The sequence below is a fragment of the Bradyrhizobium sp. genome, assembly GCF_027451485.1.
In the GTDB taxonomy this organism is placed as follows: Bacteria; Pseudomonadota; Alphaproteobacteria; order Rhizobiales; family Xanthobacteraceae; genus Bradyrhizobium.
The window spans coordinates 1-14,399 of the sequence record NZ_DAIDJE010000163.1 but is presented as its reverse complement, the minus strand read 5'-3'; the positions used below and the strand labels follow the sequence as shown (position 1 = coordinate 14,399).

At 60.0% G+C, this 14,399-nt stretch carries 15 protein-coding genes, 1 tRNA gene and 1 pseudogene; 13 read left to right on the top strand and 4 right to left on the bottom strand.

Annotated features, from left to right (window positions below; translation table 11 throughout):
* The 6 genes and pseudogenes from NEZ08_RS20085 to NEZ08_RS20060 form a co-directional block, all read left to right on the top strand.
* On the top strand, positions 1-399 hold a 399-nt coding region (locus NEZ08_RS20085; RefSeq protein ID WP_298110778.1), incomplete at its 5' end, for a molybdopterin dinucleotide binding domain-containing protein.
* Between the two features lie 215 nt (positions 400-614).
* The gene (locus NEZ08_RS20080) at positions 615-1,049 is read left to right on the top strand and encodes a PPC domain-containing DNA-binding protein (RefSeq protein WP_298110775.1); all 435 of its coding nucleotides are present in this window, start codon (positions 615-617) and stop codon (positions 1,047-1,049) included.
* An 88-nt stretch (positions 1,050-1,137) separates the two neighbouring features.
* Positions 1,138-1,359 (top strand): hypothetical protein, encoded by a 222-nt coding sequence (locus NEZ08_RS20075; protein WP_298110772.1) that lies wholly within the window; start codon positions 1,138-1,140, stop codon positions 1,357-1,359.
* Between the two features lie 57 nt (positions 1,360-1,416).
* Positions 1,417-1,761, top strand: a complete 345-nt coding sequence (locus NEZ08_RS20070; RefSeq protein ID WP_298110785.1) for a hypothetical protein — start codon at positions 1,417-1,419, stop codon at positions 1,759-1,761.
* Between the two features lie 36 nt (positions 1,762-1,797).
* Positions 1,798-2,316: pseudogene (locus NEZ08_RS20065) on the top strand (CYTH domain-containing protein); the annotation flags it as partial.
* Positions 2,317-2,331: 15 nt separating this feature from the next.
* On the top strand, positions 2,332-3,315 hold the full coding sequence (locus NEZ08_RS20060) for a CHAD domain-containing protein (protein WP_298110781.1): 984 nt from the start codon (positions 2,332-2,334) through the stop codon (positions 3,313-3,315).
* Here NEZ08_RS20060 and NEZ08_RS20055 read toward each other — a convergent pair.
* Complete coding sequence (locus tag NEZ08_RS20055; protein WP_298110769.1) at positions 3,312-3,560, bottom strand: hypothetical protein; 249 nt, start codon at positions 3,558-3,560, stop codon at positions 3,312-3,314. The genes NEZ08_RS20060 and NEZ08_RS20055 overlap by 4 nt on opposite strands.
* A gap of 387 nt (positions 3,561-3,947) precedes the next feature.
* Between NEZ08_RS20055 and NEZ08_RS20050 the strand changes: the two genes are divergently transcribed.
* The 3 genes from NEZ08_RS20050 to NEZ08_RS20040 are packed head-to-tail and all read left to right on the top strand — an operon-like array spanning position 3,948 to position 7,686.
* Positions 3,948-4,679, top strand: a complete 732-nt coding sequence (locus NEZ08_RS20050) for a gluconate 2-dehydrogenase subunit 3 family protein (RefSeq protein ID WP_298110766.1) — start codon at positions 3,948-3,950, stop codon at positions 4,677-4,679.
* Positions 4,680-4,688: 9 nt separating this feature from the next.
* Positions 4,689-6,467, top strand: a complete 1,779-nt coding sequence (locus NEZ08_RS20045) for a GMC family oxidoreductase (RefSeq protein WP_298110762.1) — start codon at positions 4,689-4,691, stop codon at positions 6,465-6,467.
* Entirely contained in the window at positions 6,460-7,686 is a 1,227-nt protein-coding gene (locus NEZ08_RS20040; protein ID WP_298110759.1) for a c-type cytochrome, read from the top strand. Before NEZ08_RS20045 ends, NEZ08_RS20040 begins: the two co-directional genes overlap by 8 nt.
* A 35-nt stretch (positions 7,687-7,721) precedes the next feature.
* Here the strand turns inward: NEZ08_RS20040 and NEZ08_RS20035 are convergent, their stop codons facing one another.
* The 3 genes from NEZ08_RS20035 to NEZ08_RS20025 form a co-directional block, all read right to left on the bottom strand.
* The gene (locus tag NEZ08_RS20035; RefSeq protein WP_298110756.1) at positions 7,722-8,579 is read right to left on the bottom strand and encodes a Ku protein; all 858 of its coding nucleotides are present in this window, start codon (positions 8,577-8,579) and stop codon (positions 7,722-7,724) included.
* A gap of 139 nt (positions 8,580-8,718) precedes the next feature.
* Positions 8,719-10,266, bottom strand: coding sequence for an MFS transporter (locus NEZ08_RS20030; protein WP_298110753.1), 1,548 nt, complete (start codon positions 10,264-10,266; stop codon positions 8,719-8,721).
* A gap of 113 nt (positions 10,267-10,379) precedes the next feature.
* Positions 10,380-10,469: transfer RNA gene (locus tag NEZ08_RS20025), tRNA-Ser, on the bottom strand.
* Between the two features lie 275 nt (positions 10,470-10,744).
* Between NEZ08_RS20025 and NEZ08_RS20020 the strand changes: the two genes are divergently transcribed.
* The 4 genes from NEZ08_RS20020 to NEZ08_RS20005 all read left to right on the top strand — a co-directional run.
* Positions 10,745-11,674, top strand: coding sequence for a septal ring lytic transglycosylase RlpA family protein (locus tag NEZ08_RS20020; RefSeq protein WP_298110751.1), 930 nt, complete (start codon positions 10,745-10,747; stop codon positions 11,672-11,674).
* 204 nt (positions 11,675-11,878) lie between these two features.
* Complete coding sequence (locus NEZ08_RS20015) at positions 11,879-13,135, top strand: D-alanyl-D-alanine carboxypeptidase family protein (protein WP_298110748.1); 1,257 nt, start codon at positions 11,879-11,881, stop codon at positions 13,133-13,135.
* A 2-nt stretch (positions 13,136-13,137) separates the two neighbouring features.
* The gene (gene tmk, locus NEZ08_RS20010) at positions 13,138-13,830 is read left to right on the top strand and encodes a dTMP kinase (RefSeq protein WP_298110745.1); all 693 of its coding nucleotides are present in this window, start codon (positions 13,138-13,140) and stop codon (positions 13,828-13,830) included.
* Positions 13,827-14,399 (top strand): DNA polymerase III subunit delta' (locus NEZ08_RS20005; protein ID WP_298110741.1); only part of this gene is annotated, 573 nt, incomplete at its 3' end. The genes tmk and NEZ08_RS20005, both read left to right, overlap by 4 nt.

The window sequence follows — 14,399 nt, the reverse complement described above, 5'->3', positions numbered from 1 at the left end:
GTCTTCGAACTGATGACGTTGCGCGCCGACGGGCAGTTCAACACCACCATTTACACGGAGGACGACCGTTTTCGCGGTATCCAGGGCAGTCGCTATGTTATCTTCATGAATCCGGATGACCTCGCGGGCCAAGGTCTGAAGTCCGGCGATCTCATTACGGTATCGACGGTCGCCAACGACGGCGTCGACCGTTCGGTCGGTGAGTTGCAGGTGGTTGCCTATGACATTCCTCGAAAGGCCATGGCTGGTTACTACCCTGAACTGAACGAACTGATTCCACTCTGGCATTTTGCGGAGGGGAGCAAGGTGCCGGCGGCTAAATCCATCCCGGTCCGGATTTCCCGGTACGAAGTTCCGGAAATTGTCGAGGGTAGCGAGGTCTCCATCGCGGCGACCTGAACCGTTGGGGGCAAATGCCAAGCTTCAAGACAAGTTAAAGCGGGTGGAGGCGACGACGGCTTGGTGCAGGAGGGCAGGGAGCAGCAGTGCAAGGCTTGTCAAGCCGAGCGAGCCCAGAACAGGGCGCCAAGGACGAGGAAGAGAGACGTGCACAATCCGGCCGTGGTCGAAAATTCGGGCAGAAGCGACCGCATGCACGTGCCAAGGAGCCCATCATGAGATCGACTTCAATCCAGGACGGCCCACACCGGACATTCGTCCTGATCCTTGATCGGGGCGAAGAAGCATCCAAGACGATCACCGACTTTGCCAATCGGGAAGGGATCGATGGCGCCTCGGTGACAGCTATCGGCGCCTTTTCCGAAGCAAAGGTTGGTTGGTTTGACCTCGCCGCAAAAAAGTACAAGCCGACCGCGGTCAATGAGCAGTGTGAGGTTTTGAGTTTGATGGGCGACGTTGCCCAAGGCGAGGATGGCAAAGCAAGCCTGCACCTCCACGCCGTGCTGGGGTTACAGGACGGCTCTGTCAAGGGCGGACACTTCCTCTCCGGCTCGGTTCAGCCGACGCTCGAGGTGACAATCACCGAAACAGCCGGGCACCTTCGCCGGAAAATGCGCGCCGATCTCGGAATAGCGTTGATCAACATCTAGGATGACCTAACCCTATGGTGACTTAGGAACCCGGCGCCGGTTGCAAGAGTTGACTGGCATCGTTGAACCCGGAAGGTCAGGAGTTCTCATGGCGACCCAAATTGTCATGGATCTGAATGGCGACAGCCGCCATCAATTCGATCCCCAAGATGCCGAAGCGCTAGCCAAGGCCGAGCGACGCTTTAAAGAGTTGACCGGCGCCGGGTTTATCGCGGCGGCACGAACCTCCACCGGCGAATCGCGCCTTGTGAGGTCGTTCGATCCCAACGTCAAAGAGACGCTATTCTTTCCCCGCTTGGTTGGCGGATAAGGTCCCGTGTTCTGGCTCGGTCGGCAAGCCTCCGAGTGCGAGTGGCGCGCCCGGGCCGTGGTTGGACTGTTCAGGAGTGCCAGGAACGCAAATACGCCGGAGGTGCGCGGCCTGAGGCTGCTGCGATCCTGGCTTTCACCGGCCCAACTCGCCCAATTCGATGCGAAGGGTCACTTCGATGTCGTCGGCGGTGAAAGCGGTAAGAAGTATCGAATTAAATTCGGGATTTGCGCGAACGTCCTGGAGTTGTCAGAGGATGGCACTCCGAAAGTAGGCTGGTGCGTGGTGCCGGATTGTTGCCTGGTTGCTGGCGACGTCATGCTGGCCCAGAAGATTGCGCTTGAAACGTTCGAAAGCGCCGCGCTTGCCAAGGCGAACAAATTTGGCGCGCCGGCCAGGTAGGCGGCCCGCCGCGCAAGGCCGGGGGCCAATCCATATATGAGCCTCGAGTCCGAACTAAAATTTCAAGTGCCGAGATCCAAACTCGAGCGACTCCCGGATGCCGAGATATCCGGTGCTCGCCTCGGCGAGCGTGTGGACCGACACCTCGCTTCCACCTACTTCGATACTCCGAAGCAGAAGCTCCACCGGCATGGGTTCACGCTACGCGTCAGGCGAGTAGGGGACGCCTATACGCAAACAGTCAAGACATCGAGGGTCGGAAGCTTCGCGCGCGGAGAGTGGGAGGCGAACGTCCAGCACGGTGAGCCCGACCTTCATGCGCTCAGGTCCACACCTCTTCGGCATCTCGCGACAAGGAAATTCGGCCATATAGCCGAGCCGGTTTTCCGCTCATCAGTTCACCGGACCACGCGTGCAATTCGCCTGGGACGAAGCGAAGTCGAGCTCGCCGTGGATCGAGGAAATCTGGTTGCCGCAGCCGCACACCTGCCGATCGCCGAGTTTGAGCTTGAGCTGAAGACGGGAAGGCCGACTCAACTTTTTCGGATAGCGAGGTTTTTCGAGCGAAGAATGGCCGCCGAGCTCGATCTGCGGACGAAGGCCGAGCAGGGCTATCGTCTTGTTAATGGAGAAGCGCAAGGTGCGGTCCGCGCCGCGACGATACCTCTGACAAGAAAGATGACGGCAAGCCAGGCCTTCGAAGCCATCGCCTTTTCGACGCTGCATCATTTCTCCGCCAACGCCGATCCGGTCCGCGCATCGGATGGCGAAGCCGTCCACCAGATGCGGGTCGGTCTGCGCCGATTGCGTGCCGCGCTCTCGATTTTCAGCGATGTTCTCCCTCGTTCTCGCACGGCAAAGATCAAGGCAGAGCTCAAATGGTTGACACGCGCACTGGCGCCAGCCCGTGAGATCGACGTCTTTATTACCGAGCGCGTCAAACCAATCGGCAATGCGGTTGAGCCAAAACGGGGGCGCCGGGCAATTGAGAAACAGTTTTTGACCCAACGTAAAGAAGCCTTTCAGCGGGCCCGTGAGGCGCTAGAAAGCTCCCGCTATCGCAATCTTCTGATCGATGTCGTGGAGTGGCTTGAAACCCTGAGATCGACGCCAAAAAAAGCAGGTAGAACGTGCATCGGAACCTTCGCTGAAGAAGCCCTCAAGCGCCGGCTTCGAAAACTGTATAAGCAAGGGCGACACATCGAAAGCATGTCCCCCCGGGAACGACATAAATTCAGGATAAAAGTCAAAAGGGTTCGCTATGCTCTCGATTTCTTTGAGAGCCGCTATCCGAACAAGGCGCAAGAGGCGCTCAAAGACCTGTCGGTGCGGCTGAAGAAAATCCAGGATGCATTGGGAGCCTTGAACGACTTCGTGTCGCACAGGGAAATTGCGATCCGAGCGGCGTTACATGCGCCTCGAAAGGATCGCCGGGCGCGCTCATTTGCAGCGGGGATACTGGTCGGTGAGGAACACGAAGCTTCCAAGACCTTGCTGAAGGCTGCGCTCAAGCAAGTTCGGCATCTACGCCCACTGAAGGCAAGGCCGGGCTAATTGCTGCTGGAGAGGGTGCCGCCAGTTGGGTCCCGCCCATGCAGGGCTTTGAGAGCATAGTTTGCGAGCACGTCCGGATCGCGGATGACATGGTTATAGGCATCGATAATCAGCCTTGCCGCGGTCTCGCGGACGTAGCTATCCTCGGTATCGCCGCGCGGTGCATAGGCGCTCATGACGCTTGCGAGCGCGTTGTTCAGCACCAGTTCGTCATCCGTGACGGGCCAAGGGAAACCGGTTACCAACGGAAACTACTTTCTTTGTGGTAGCCCGATTTTGAGGGCCCTTCTGGATGATCGCCCGATTGCGTCAATCGGTGGGGAGACGACGCCCGCCATCGGCGGTCCGAGGTGAACAAAATACCGAGTTCTGCTTCACGGGCCAGCTGATTGAGCAAAGCAACAATTGCTTGGTCCTTCTCGACAAGCGCAAGCCTCCGGTACCGACGGGCTCGAACGTAATCCAGTGTGTGACTCATCGCCGCCTCTACAAACGCCGCGATTGTGAGGCAAAGCGTCCGCTATCCGCTTCGTTCCTATTCGAAAGGCGTCTGGGTTTCCGTGATCTCCATCCGAAGTGCCTAGGAACCAACGTACTTACCCCGGCGTTCAAGGGCGTCACCGGATGGCGCCATGTTCGACCGCCGCAGCTTTATTGTTTCGTCCGCGATATGGTTCATCGGAACCACCTCGCTGACGCGAGCGTCGATCATACGCGACCACATGCCATGGTCGCCTTTTCCTTCATCTGCCCCCGAGTTTGAACGTCCCGGCCCATGGAAATTTTTCACCGCCGACGAAGCACGTGTGATGGAAGCGATCGTCGATCGCATCATTCCGCCCGACGATGAAACGCCGGGCGGAAAGGATGCCGGCTGCGCGACGTTCATCGACCGCCAGCTAAAGGGTCCGTATGGCTCATCCGCAGGTCTCTATACGCTTGGACCCTACAAGAAGGGCACCAAAGAACAGGGGCCGCAGTCACCACAGACGCCTGCCGGGCTCTACCGCAAGGCGCTGGCCGCGCTCGACAAATATTGCAAGGCAACTCGCGGCGGCAGAAGCTTCGATCAACTCTCCCCAGAGCAGCAAGACGAAACGTTGAGCGGTCTCGAAACCGGCAAGATCGAGCTCGACGGTATCGATGCGAAAGGCTTTTTCGATGCATTGCTGAAGGACGTACCGGAAGGATTCTTCTCCGATCCGATCCATGGCGGCAATCGCGACATGGCTGGCTGGAAGATGATCGGATTTCCCGGCATACGCTACGATTACCGCGAATGGATTAAGCGTCACAACGAACGTTATCCATATCCCCCGGTCAGTATTGCCGGTCGCGCCGATTGGACTCCACACAAATCCTGAGTCTCCCACATGCCGCGAAAGCTGCCAGCAAAGGACGTCGTCATCATTGGCCTTGGCTGGACCGGGTCGATCATGGCCCATGAATTGGCTGATGCCGGTCTCGATGTGATCGCAATCGAGCGCGGCCCGTGGCGCAACACGGCGACCGATTATCCACCCGACTACGCCCCGGATGAATTGCGCTACCGTATCCGCCACGAGCTCTTCTTGCGTCCGGAGCAGACGACTTTCACGTTTCGCAACAAGATGGATGAGACGGCACTGCCGATCCGGTCGTGGGGCGCCTTTATGCCGCCGAACGGCGTCGGCGGCGGGGGCGTGCACTGGAATGCGGAAACTTGGCGCTTCTTGCCATCCGATTTCATTCTGCGCACGCATCTGACCCAGCGTTACGGTGCGGATTTTCTCCCCCAGGATATGACAATTCAGGATTGGGGCGTCACGTATGACGAACTGGAGCCGTATTACGATCGGTTCGAATATTTGTGCGGAACGTCGGGTCAGGCCGGCAACCTCAACGGACAAATCCTGGATGGCGGCAATCCATTCGAGGGGGCGCGCTCGCGCCCCTATCCCAATCCACCGCAAGATCAACCGTTTGGTGCGACGCTGTTCGCAAAGGCCGCGCGCGAACTCGGTTACAAGCCGTTTCCGCAGCCGTCCGGCAACATGTCACGTCCTTATCAAAATCCGCTTGGAGTACGCCTAGGTCCTTGCACCTTTTGCGGCTTCTGCGAGTGGTTCGGTTGCGGGAATTACTCCAAGGCGTCACCACAAACGACGATCCTGCCGTCGCTGCTGCGCAAGCCAAATTTCATCGCGCGCGACAATAGTGAGGTGAAACAGATCAACCTCGACGTCTCCGGCAAGCGTGCCACCGGCGTCACCTTCGTTGACACCGACGGCAACGAGTGGGAGCAGCCGGCCGATCTGGTGATCCTGTCGGCCTATACCATCTTCAACGTGCAGCTTCTGCTCCTCTCAAAGATAGGCAAGCCCTACGATCCAACCGCAAATACCGGCGTGATCGGCCGAAATTTTACCCATCAGACCATCTCCGACGTCACGAGCTTCTTTGATCCTGCAAAATTCATCTTCAATCCCTTTATCGCCTCAGGCGCGATCGGTATGTGCATCGATGAATTCAACGGAGACAATTTTGATCATGGGCCGCTCGGCTTCGTCGGCGGCGGTTATATGGGGCAGGTGCAGACCAACGGCCGGCCGATCGAGACCGCGCCGGTGCCGCCGGGTACGCCAAGATGGGGCGCGCAATGGAAGAAGGCGGTGAAGGAGAATTACCTGAGTGCGCTGAAACCTGGGACCGGCGTTCACGGCAGCATGTACAGCTACCGTGACGTCTATGTCGATCTCGATCCCACCTATAAGGATCGCTTTGGTCGTCCGCTGGCGCGGATTACGATGGACTTCCATGACAACGAGCTGAAGCAGAACAGATTCCTGACTGACAAATTCGCCGAGATCTTCCAGGCGATGGGCGCCAAGCAGGTCGTCAAGGAATATCGCAAAGGTCCTTACGACATTACCAAATACCAGACCACACATCTCTGTGGTGGTGCGATCATGGGGACAGACCCTTCCACCAGCGCATTGAACCGGTATTTGCAAAGTTGGGACGTCCCGAACCTCTTCGTGACCGGTGCAAGCGGGTTTCCGCAGAACGCGGGCTACAACCCGACCGGCACGCTGGCTGCGCTGGCGTACTGGGCGGCGGATGCCATCAGGCAAAAATATCTGAAAAATCCGGGACAACTGATCAATGCGTAGCGGGCTCGTCATCGCCATTGCAATGATCATGCTGTGCGGAAGCGCGGTCGTGGTCGACGCCGCGGACGTACAGGACTTTGCCGCCGTCGAACGTGGACACTACCTTGCTGATGCCGCCGATTGCGGGAGTTGTCATACTGTTCCCGGGAGCAATCATCCATTTAGTGGCGGCCGGCCAATCGAGACGCCGTTCGGAATCCTGGTCGCCCCAAACATCACCTCGGACCGCGAGACCGGTATTGGGGATTGGACGGATGATGAATTCGATGCCGCGGTTCGCGGCGGACGCAGCCGAAACGGCGCGCGGCTATACCCGGCAATGCCGTTTCCGTACTACAGCCGAATGTCTCGCCAGGATGTAATGGATATCAGGGCTTACCTGGACACGATACAGCCGGTCCGTCATGCGGTTCAGGTAAACCGGTTGCCATTTCCGCTCAATCTGCGGATATCGATGATAGCCTGGGATGCGCTCTACTTTAAGCCGGAAGAATTTCATCCAGATACTTCGAAATCGAACGACTGGAATCGTGGTGCCTATCTGACGCTCGGTCCCGGTCACTGCGGCGCTTGTCATACGCCGAAGACCTTTCTCGGCGGAGATAAACCTTCCGACGCGCTTCGGGGCTATACGCTTCAAGGCTGGACAGCGCCGGGCATCACCAGCGGAAAGGGTCCGCTGGCCGATTGGTCGATCGCTGATATTGAGGTCTATCTGAGAACCGGTCACAACCGGTACGCCGCAGCCGCGGGACTGATGAGTGAGGTCGTCAAACTCTCGACGTCAAAAATGACCAATGACGATGTCAAGGCGATTGCTACGTACCTGAAGGACACCTCGGGGCCGGCGGCGCAAAGCTCCGCACCCGACAAGAACGTTGTTTCGGCAGGTGCCGCGATCTATCAGGATCTGTGTGCGGCCTGCCACCGCCGGGATGGCAAGGGTGTTCCGGGCTTGTTTCCCGATCTCGCGGAGACGGCAACCGTCAAGACCCGCGATCCAACAACAGTCCTTCGCGTGATCCTGCAGGGTGCGCAATCCGTGTCGACCGGGCCTGAGCCGACCGGGCCCGCGATGCCAGGATTCGGCTGGCAGCTCAATGACGCGCAGATCGCGGCGGTTGCGACCTATGTCCGCGATCACTTCGGAAAGGCACCACCCGTCAGCGAGAGCGATGCGCGGAAGGCGCGCTCCGATGAGGCTGCACGGACTGATTGACGGCGATCCCCGGTGGGTGAGCGATGATCTGGGTTTCAGCCGGCTTTGCGGGCCCTGCGCGAATGGGAAGATGATCTTCGCCTGGCCGGATGGGCCGAGCGTCTTGTGCCGCCTCGCTTGCGGGAAAGGCTCTGCTTCAGCGCATCCATCAGATTGACGACGTTGCCTTCGCGCTCCTCTGGTTCCGGAGCCTCGATCGTCTTGCCGGCCGCCTTCCTTTTGACGAGCGCCCGCAAGGCGGTCTCATACTTGTCCTTGAACTTCCGCGGATCAAATTTGGCAGATTTCTGATCCAGAATATGCCCCGCCAGCTCGATCATGTCCCTCGAAATCTTCGGGTTGGGAATATCCTCGAAATAGTCCTCCGCATCGCGCAGCTCGTAGGGGTACCGCAGAGTTATACCGAGCAATCCCTTTCCGAACGGCTTAAGGGCGATGATGTGCTCCCTGCTGGCCAGCACCACCCGCCCCAGCGCGAGCTTGTCCCTTCGCTGCATGGCGTCACGAATGACCACGAAAGCGTCGGCTCCGACCTTGCCATCAGGGACGATATAATACGGCCTCTCGAAATAGCGTTCGTCGACGTGATCGGCTGGCACGAAATCGTCGATCTCGATGGAGTGGGTGCTTTCGAGCTTGACGGCGTCGAGGTCGTTCTCCTCGATAGGCACATAGCGGTCTTTCGAAAGCTCGTATCCGCGCCCCTTGTCTTCGGGCTCGACGACGCGCCCGGTCTTCACGTCCACCATCTGTTGCCGCAAGCGATTTCCGGTCCTGGTGTTGATCAGGTGAAAATGGGTTTTCTCGGCCTGCGTCGAAGCCGGGTAAAGGGCAATCGGGCAGGTCACGAGCGACAGTTTCAAGGACCCCCTCCAATAGGCACGCGGTGCCATTTCCGATCTCCTTGCCAAGGCAAACTGCGTTCGAAGGCCTGGTTTTAATCCGGTCAGCGGAACTGAGTTCCGCTGACGTCCCTGATCGAATTTGCCGCTTGTGGCGCCGCGACCGCGGGCGTGGCGGTCCCAGGCTCCTTCACGAGCGAGACAAGGGATCGGCGATGCTCTCCAGCGACTTGCCCTCGGCATCTACGCCCATTTTGCATTCGACCACGGCCGCCGCCAGCAGAAGTGCAGCTGCAGCGAGATATCCGAAGCTGACCTGCCAAGATGATCCGGTTTCGATCAGCCGCCCGAACACCGACGGCGCGATGCTGCCGCCAAGTGCGGTGCCCAGCGCATAAAAGCACGCAATCGCGAGCGCACGCGTTTCCAGCGGAAATATCTCGCTCGCGGTGAGATAGGCGGAGCTTGCGGCCGGAGAAGCCGCGAAAAAGATCACCAGCCACGCCCCCGTCTGGGTCAACGCGGTCAGACGATTGAGGCCGAACAAGATAGCCGTCAGAATGAGGAGAACGCCGCTGGCGCCGAAAGTGAGCGAAATCATCTTCCTGCGTCCGACCGTATCGAACAGGTGACCCAAAATCAGTGGCCCGCAGAAATTTCCGATTGCCAGTGGCAAGATGTAGAAGCCGACCTTCTCATTGGGTACGTGATAAAAATGAGCCAGGATCAGACCGAAGGTGAAGAAGACAGAGTTATAAAGAAACGATTGCGCGACCATCAGCGTGAGCGCCAGAATGCTGCGCGAACGATACTTGCCGACCATGGCCGAAAATATCAGGCTTAGACCGAACGATTTGCGTGGATGAACTTCCAGCCGCCGCTCTGGTTCGTCCAGGGACTGCTTCGTATCGGCCGCCACCTTTTCTTCAATCTGCTTGACGATCGTTTCGGCTTCGTCGTTGCGGCAATGCGTGACCAGCCAGCGCGGGCTCTCCGGAACAAATCCACGGAGCATCAGAATCGCCAACCCGAGAACGCCGCCAATGCCAAAGCCCAGCCGCCAGCCAAGATTGACCGCGAAAACCTGCTGATTTAACAGAAACGGCGTTGCCAGCGCACCGAACGCTGCACCGAGCCAGAAGCTGCCGTTCACGATCAGGTCGACGCGGCCGCGGTATTTTGCCGGAATGAGTTCATCGATAGCCGAATTGACGGCTGCATATTCGCCACCGATGCCCAATCCCGTGACCAAACGGAAAAGGGCAAAGCTCCAGAAATTCCAGGCCAGCGCACTCAGTAGCACGCCAGTCAGATAGATGATCAGCGTGACGTAAAAGACCACGCGTCGTCCAAACCGGTCGGTGGTCCAACCGAACACCAGCGCCCCCGCGACCGCGCCCGCAACATAGAATGAGGCGATCGAGCCGAGGTTCGCGCTCGATAGACGAAGCGTATCGGGGCTTTGAAGCGCCGGGCCAAGCGAGCCGACGATCGTCACCTCGAGGCCGTCCAGGATCCAGGTGATCCCCAAGCCAAGAACGACGAGCAGGTGAAAGCGGCTCCAGGGAAGCCGATCGAGTCGAAACGGAATGTCGGTCTGAAGGGCCGGTGGCAAGATATGAGGCTCGCGCAGAAGCTCAATGAAGTGCGAACCAATGCGCGCGACTTGCGCGAGTTCCGGATCGGCAGTCTGATGGAGCCCAAGAGGAGCCATCCGCTGCTGAGCCAGCAAGCTCATCCTGAGAATCGGCGGCTGGCGCGGTCGGTCGATTGCCCCTTCGGCGCGCGGTCGTCGCGATGTCTTAGGGTACGTACCGCTACTCTTGGCTTCGGCGCGGACCAACATCATTGTGGCGGAAGGGGTGGGATTCGAACCCACGGTACCCTTGCAGGCACGCCGGTTTTCAAGACCGGTGCCTTAAACCACTCGGCCACCCTTCCAACGCAGCGGTATCAATCACTTGATCGCTGAAAATTCAAGGACAGAGAAGGCGCGCCGAGAGCGGACGGCGAACGTCGAAGGTGGATAATTCAAGCTGAAGTTCCGCGGACTGCGGGCGCAAGAAACAGTTTACCAAGTCTTGGTCGCCCATCGGCTCTCCCCATTTCCGCCGTGTTCCCGCTGCGGTATACATATTTGTTGATGCTGGCCTAGACGGCATCGGGGCCACCGGGCACGCGGAATCAGCGGCCGGTGGAATGGGTACTTGGGGCGAATGCAAATTCGAGGGTCAGCACCGATTCGGGGCGCGCGGCGGGCAATTGCCGCCGTTTCGGCGTGCCTTCTCCTCGCCAATTGCTCCTCATCCGGTCTCGCAAGCCGCGTCGATCCCAGATACGGCGTTTCATCGAGCCCTCGCGTGGTTGCCTTGGGAGATCCCGTGCCGAAGGGCGGGGGGACATACCGGGTGGGCAAACCCTATATGGTCGCGGGCCAGCTCTATATTCCGGAGGAAAATGTCAATTATCGCCAGGAAGGCCTTGCGTCCTGGTATGGCGAGGATTTTCACGGACGGTTGACCGCCAATGGCGAGGTCTTCGACATGAGTTCGCTTTCCGCGGCTCATCCGACGCTGCCGATGCCGTGCTATGCCCGCGTCACCAATCTCTCCAACGGCAAGTCCCTGATCGTTCGCGTCAACGACCGCGGTCCTTATCACGCCAACCGCGTGATGGACGTCTCAAGCCGCGCCGCCGACCTCCTGGGGTTCAAGAGCACCGGCGTGGCGCGGGTCCGCGTTGAATATGTCGGCCGTGCGCCGCTCGAAGGCTCCGATGATCGGCTCCTGATGGCAACCTTGCGTACGGGCACGCCGGCGCCGGCTCCCTCACTGGTGCAGGTTGCGTCAGCCCGTCCGTTCGTGCCCGACATCGCCGGCCGGGGGCGGCCGATCCGCGGCGAGATCCCGCTTCCAGAAGGCAGGCCCTATGACCTTGGCAGCACCCAGCCGGAACAGGCGGCGCTGGCAGAGCCGCAGCAACGAACGGCCTATTCGCGCTCGGCTTCAAACGAACGCTTCCAGGACGAGGCGCACACGGCCTCTTACGAATCCCAAGAGCACTATGTAACGCGATCCGTCTCGGCCTATGCGCCGATGGATCCGCAGATTCCAAGCGAAATCCTCGCCGGACGCGGACTCTATTGATTGCCCGAACGCCCGCCGTCCATCAGCACTGAACATGCGGCGCCCGACCCTCGCGCCGCCGCGCAGGCATGGCGTATATGACCATATTACAGCATCTTAGCCGGCTGATCGAAGGCAGGACTTTAAGTGCGCCTGGGGCCGGAAAGTCGAGTTGTTCGGCGGGTTTCCAGCTGTTAGAACCCGACGTATTCAAGGACAGTTTCGATGGGACGCTCGACATTGCGGTTTCGCCGTCCGGCCGTCACGACAAGGCGCCTGATTCGGGGCCTTTTGGCATTCGCGATTTTGGCTGCGCTCGGATGGAACAGCGTGCTGCTGGCCGCCGGCAACAGCATGCAAGGCGCGAAGAAGGAGGAGGGCGGGTTCGAAGGCGAGGCCCCCACCGCCATCCTGATCGAAGCGACAAGCGGCGCCGTCCTGTTCGAGAAGAACGCCGACGAGCTGCGGGCGCCCTCCAGCATGATGAAGTTGATGACCGCCGAGGTGGTTTTCCATGCCATCAAGCAGGGCGACATCAAGCTGACCGACGAGTACCACGTCAGTGAGAACGCCTGGCGCAGGGGCGGCGCGCCATCCGGCACTTCGACCATGTTCGCCGCGATCCACAGCAAGGTTCCGGTCGACGATCTTCTGCATGGCGCCATCATCCAAAGCGGCAACGACGCCTGCATCGTGCTGGCCGAGGCCATGGCCGGCAATGAGCGCGCCTTCGCCGAAATGATGACCAAGCGCGCCCGCGAAATCGGCCTTACCCGATCGACCTTCGCCAATTCCAATGGCCTGCCGGACCCCGGCAATAAGATGACGGTACGCGAGCTCGCCATGCTGGCGCGTCACATCATCCAGACCTACCCGGAATTCTACAAGCTGTTCGGCGAGAAGGAGTTCACCTGGAACAAGATCCGGCAACCCAACCGCAATCCCTTGCTCAATTCGCTTGAAGGCGCCGACGGCCTCAAGACCGGTTACACCAAAGAGGGCGGCTACGGCATGGTGGGATCGGCCGTTCAGAACGGCGTGCGCCTGATCGTCGCGGTCAACGGGCTCGAGGACCCCGAAGACCGCGCCAACGAGGCCAAGAAAATGCTCGAATGGGGTTTTCGCAATTTCGAGGTGCGGACCGTTTTCGCGGAGAACGAGACCATCGGCTATGCAAAGGTGTTCGGCGGCAACACCGGCTCGGTCGCGCTCGCCAGCCACGAGCCGGTGAAAGTCATGGTGCAGAAGAACGGCAATGACAAGCTGATTGCTCGCGTCGTCTACAACGGGCCGGTGCGCGCGCCGTTCGAGGCCGGTCAAAAGGTTGGTGTGGTCAAGGTCTGGCGCGGCGCCAACGTTGCAGTCGAGACGCCAGTCTATGCGATGGACTCGGTGGACCGGGGCTCGACACTGCGGCGCGCGTTTGACGGCGTCACAGAACTTGCGATCGCATTGTTTCGCGCGGGCGTCGCGAAGCTGTAACGATGGCCGAAGCCGCAGCGAAAGCCATCGTGGGGCGCGGACGTTTCATCTCCTTTGAAGGCGGTGAGGGATCGGGGAAATCGACCCAGATCAAGCTTCTTGCCGATCGGCTCGCCGGCGTGAAATTGCAGGCCATCGTCACCCGCGAGCCCGGCGGGTCGCCGGGTGCCGAGATCATTCGTCATCTCGTGCTTTCCGGAATGGGCAAGCTGCTCGGCCCCGAAGCCGAAACACTGCTGTTTGCCGCCGCGCGTGATGACCATGCGCGCACTGTCATTGAACCCGCGCTCAAGCAGGGCACGTGGGTGCTCAGCGATCGCTTTTCCGATTCGACGCGAGTGTATCAGGGGGCTCTGGGGCACGTCGCGCCCGGAATTCTCAACGCCATGCAGCGCGTCACGATCGGCGACCTGAAGCCGGACTTGACGGTGATCCTCGACGTCCCGGTCGAAATCGGCCTCAAGCGCGCCGCGGCGCGGCGCGGCACCGCTGCCGCTGACCGGTTCGAGTCGGAAGACGTCAGCTTCCATCAGCGGCTGCGCGAGGCCTATCGGCAGATTGCCAGGAACGAGCCCGAACGCTGCGTGCTGATAGACGCCACCGAGGAGCCGGCGAAAGTAGCGGCGAGTATCTGGTCGACACTCCGCGAACGATTTTTCAAGACGAGCACGGGAAACGCGGCGGCATCGGCATGAGCAGCAAGGCCGAGATGCAAGGGTCCGTTTCACATCCGCGCGAAACCACCGATCTTTTCGGTCACCGCGAGGCCGAGCAGGCGCTGCTCAATGCCTATCGCAGCGGACGAATTCCGCACGCCTGGCTGATCGGCGGCCCGCAAGGCATCGGCAAGGCGACACTTGCCTACAGGATGGCCCGCTTCGTCCTTGCCCATCCCGATCCCTTCGCCGGCGCCGTGCAACGCGCGGCTAACCTGAATGTCGACGCCGACGATCCGGTATCGCGGCGCATCGCCGCCGAGGCGCATGGTGGTCTTCTCGTGCTCCAGAGGACAGCAAACGAAAAGGGCGTGATGCGGACCGTGATCACGGTGGACGAAACGCGCGAGACCATCGCGTTTTTCGGATCGACCGCGGCGGCCGAAGGCTGGCGGGTGTGCATTGTCGACACCGTCGATGAGCTCAATCCCAATGCGGCGAACGCGCTGCTCAAGACGCTCGAGGAGCCGCCGCGCCGGTCGTTGTTTCTGCTGATCAGCCACGCGCCGGGAAGGGTACTGCCGACCATCCTGTCGCGCTGCCGCCGG

What these genes read in the sequence shown, in the direction of transcription:
- NEZ08_RS20060 (WP_298110781.1), top strand. Translation starts at nt 2,332, where the DNA reads ATGGCCGCCGAGCTCGATCTGCGGACGAAGGCCGAGCAGGGCTATCGT.
- NEZ08_RS20080 (WP_298110775.1), top strand. Translation starts at nt 615, where the DNA reads ATGAGATCGACTTCAATCCAGGACGGCCCACACCGGACATTCGTCCTG.
- tmk (WP_298110745.1), top strand. Translation starts at nt 13,138, where the DNA reads ATGGCCGAAGCCGCAGCGAAAGCCATCGTGGGGCGCGGACGTTTCATC.
- NEZ08_RS20020 (WP_298110751.1), top strand. Translation starts at nt 10,745, where the DNA reads ATGCAAATTCGAGGGTCAGCACCGATTCGGGGCGCGCGGCGGGCAATT.
- NEZ08_RS20035 (WP_298110756.1), bottom strand. Translation starts at nt 8,579, where the DNA reads ATGGCACCGCGTGCCTATTGGAGGGGGTCCTTGAAACTGTCGCTCGTG.
- NEZ08_RS20045 (WP_298110762.1), top strand. Translation starts at nt 4,689, where the DNA reads ATGCCGCGAAAGCTGCCAGCAAAGGACGTCGTCATCATTGGCCTTGGC.
- NEZ08_RS20030 (WP_298110753.1), bottom strand. Translation starts at nt 10,266, where the DNA reads ATGAGCTTGCTGGCTCAGCAGCGGATGGCTCCTCTTGGGCTCCATCAG.
- NEZ08_RS20015 (WP_298110748.1), top strand. Translation starts at nt 11,879, where the DNA reads ATGGGACGCTCGACATTGCGGTTTCGCCGTCCGGCCGTCACGACAAGG.
- NEZ08_RS20075 (WP_298110772.1), top strand. Translation starts at nt 1,138, where the DNA reads ATGGCGACCCAAATTGTCATGGATCTGAATGGCGACAGCCGCCATCAA.
- NEZ08_RS20040 (WP_298110759.1), top strand. Translation starts at nt 6,460, where the DNA reads ATGCGTAGCGGGCTCGTCATCGCCATTGCAATGATCATGCTGTGCGGA.
- NEZ08_RS20050 (WP_298110766.1), top strand. Translation starts at nt 3,948, where the DNA reads ATGTTCGACCGCCGCAGCTTTATTGTTTCGTCCGCGATATGGTTCATC.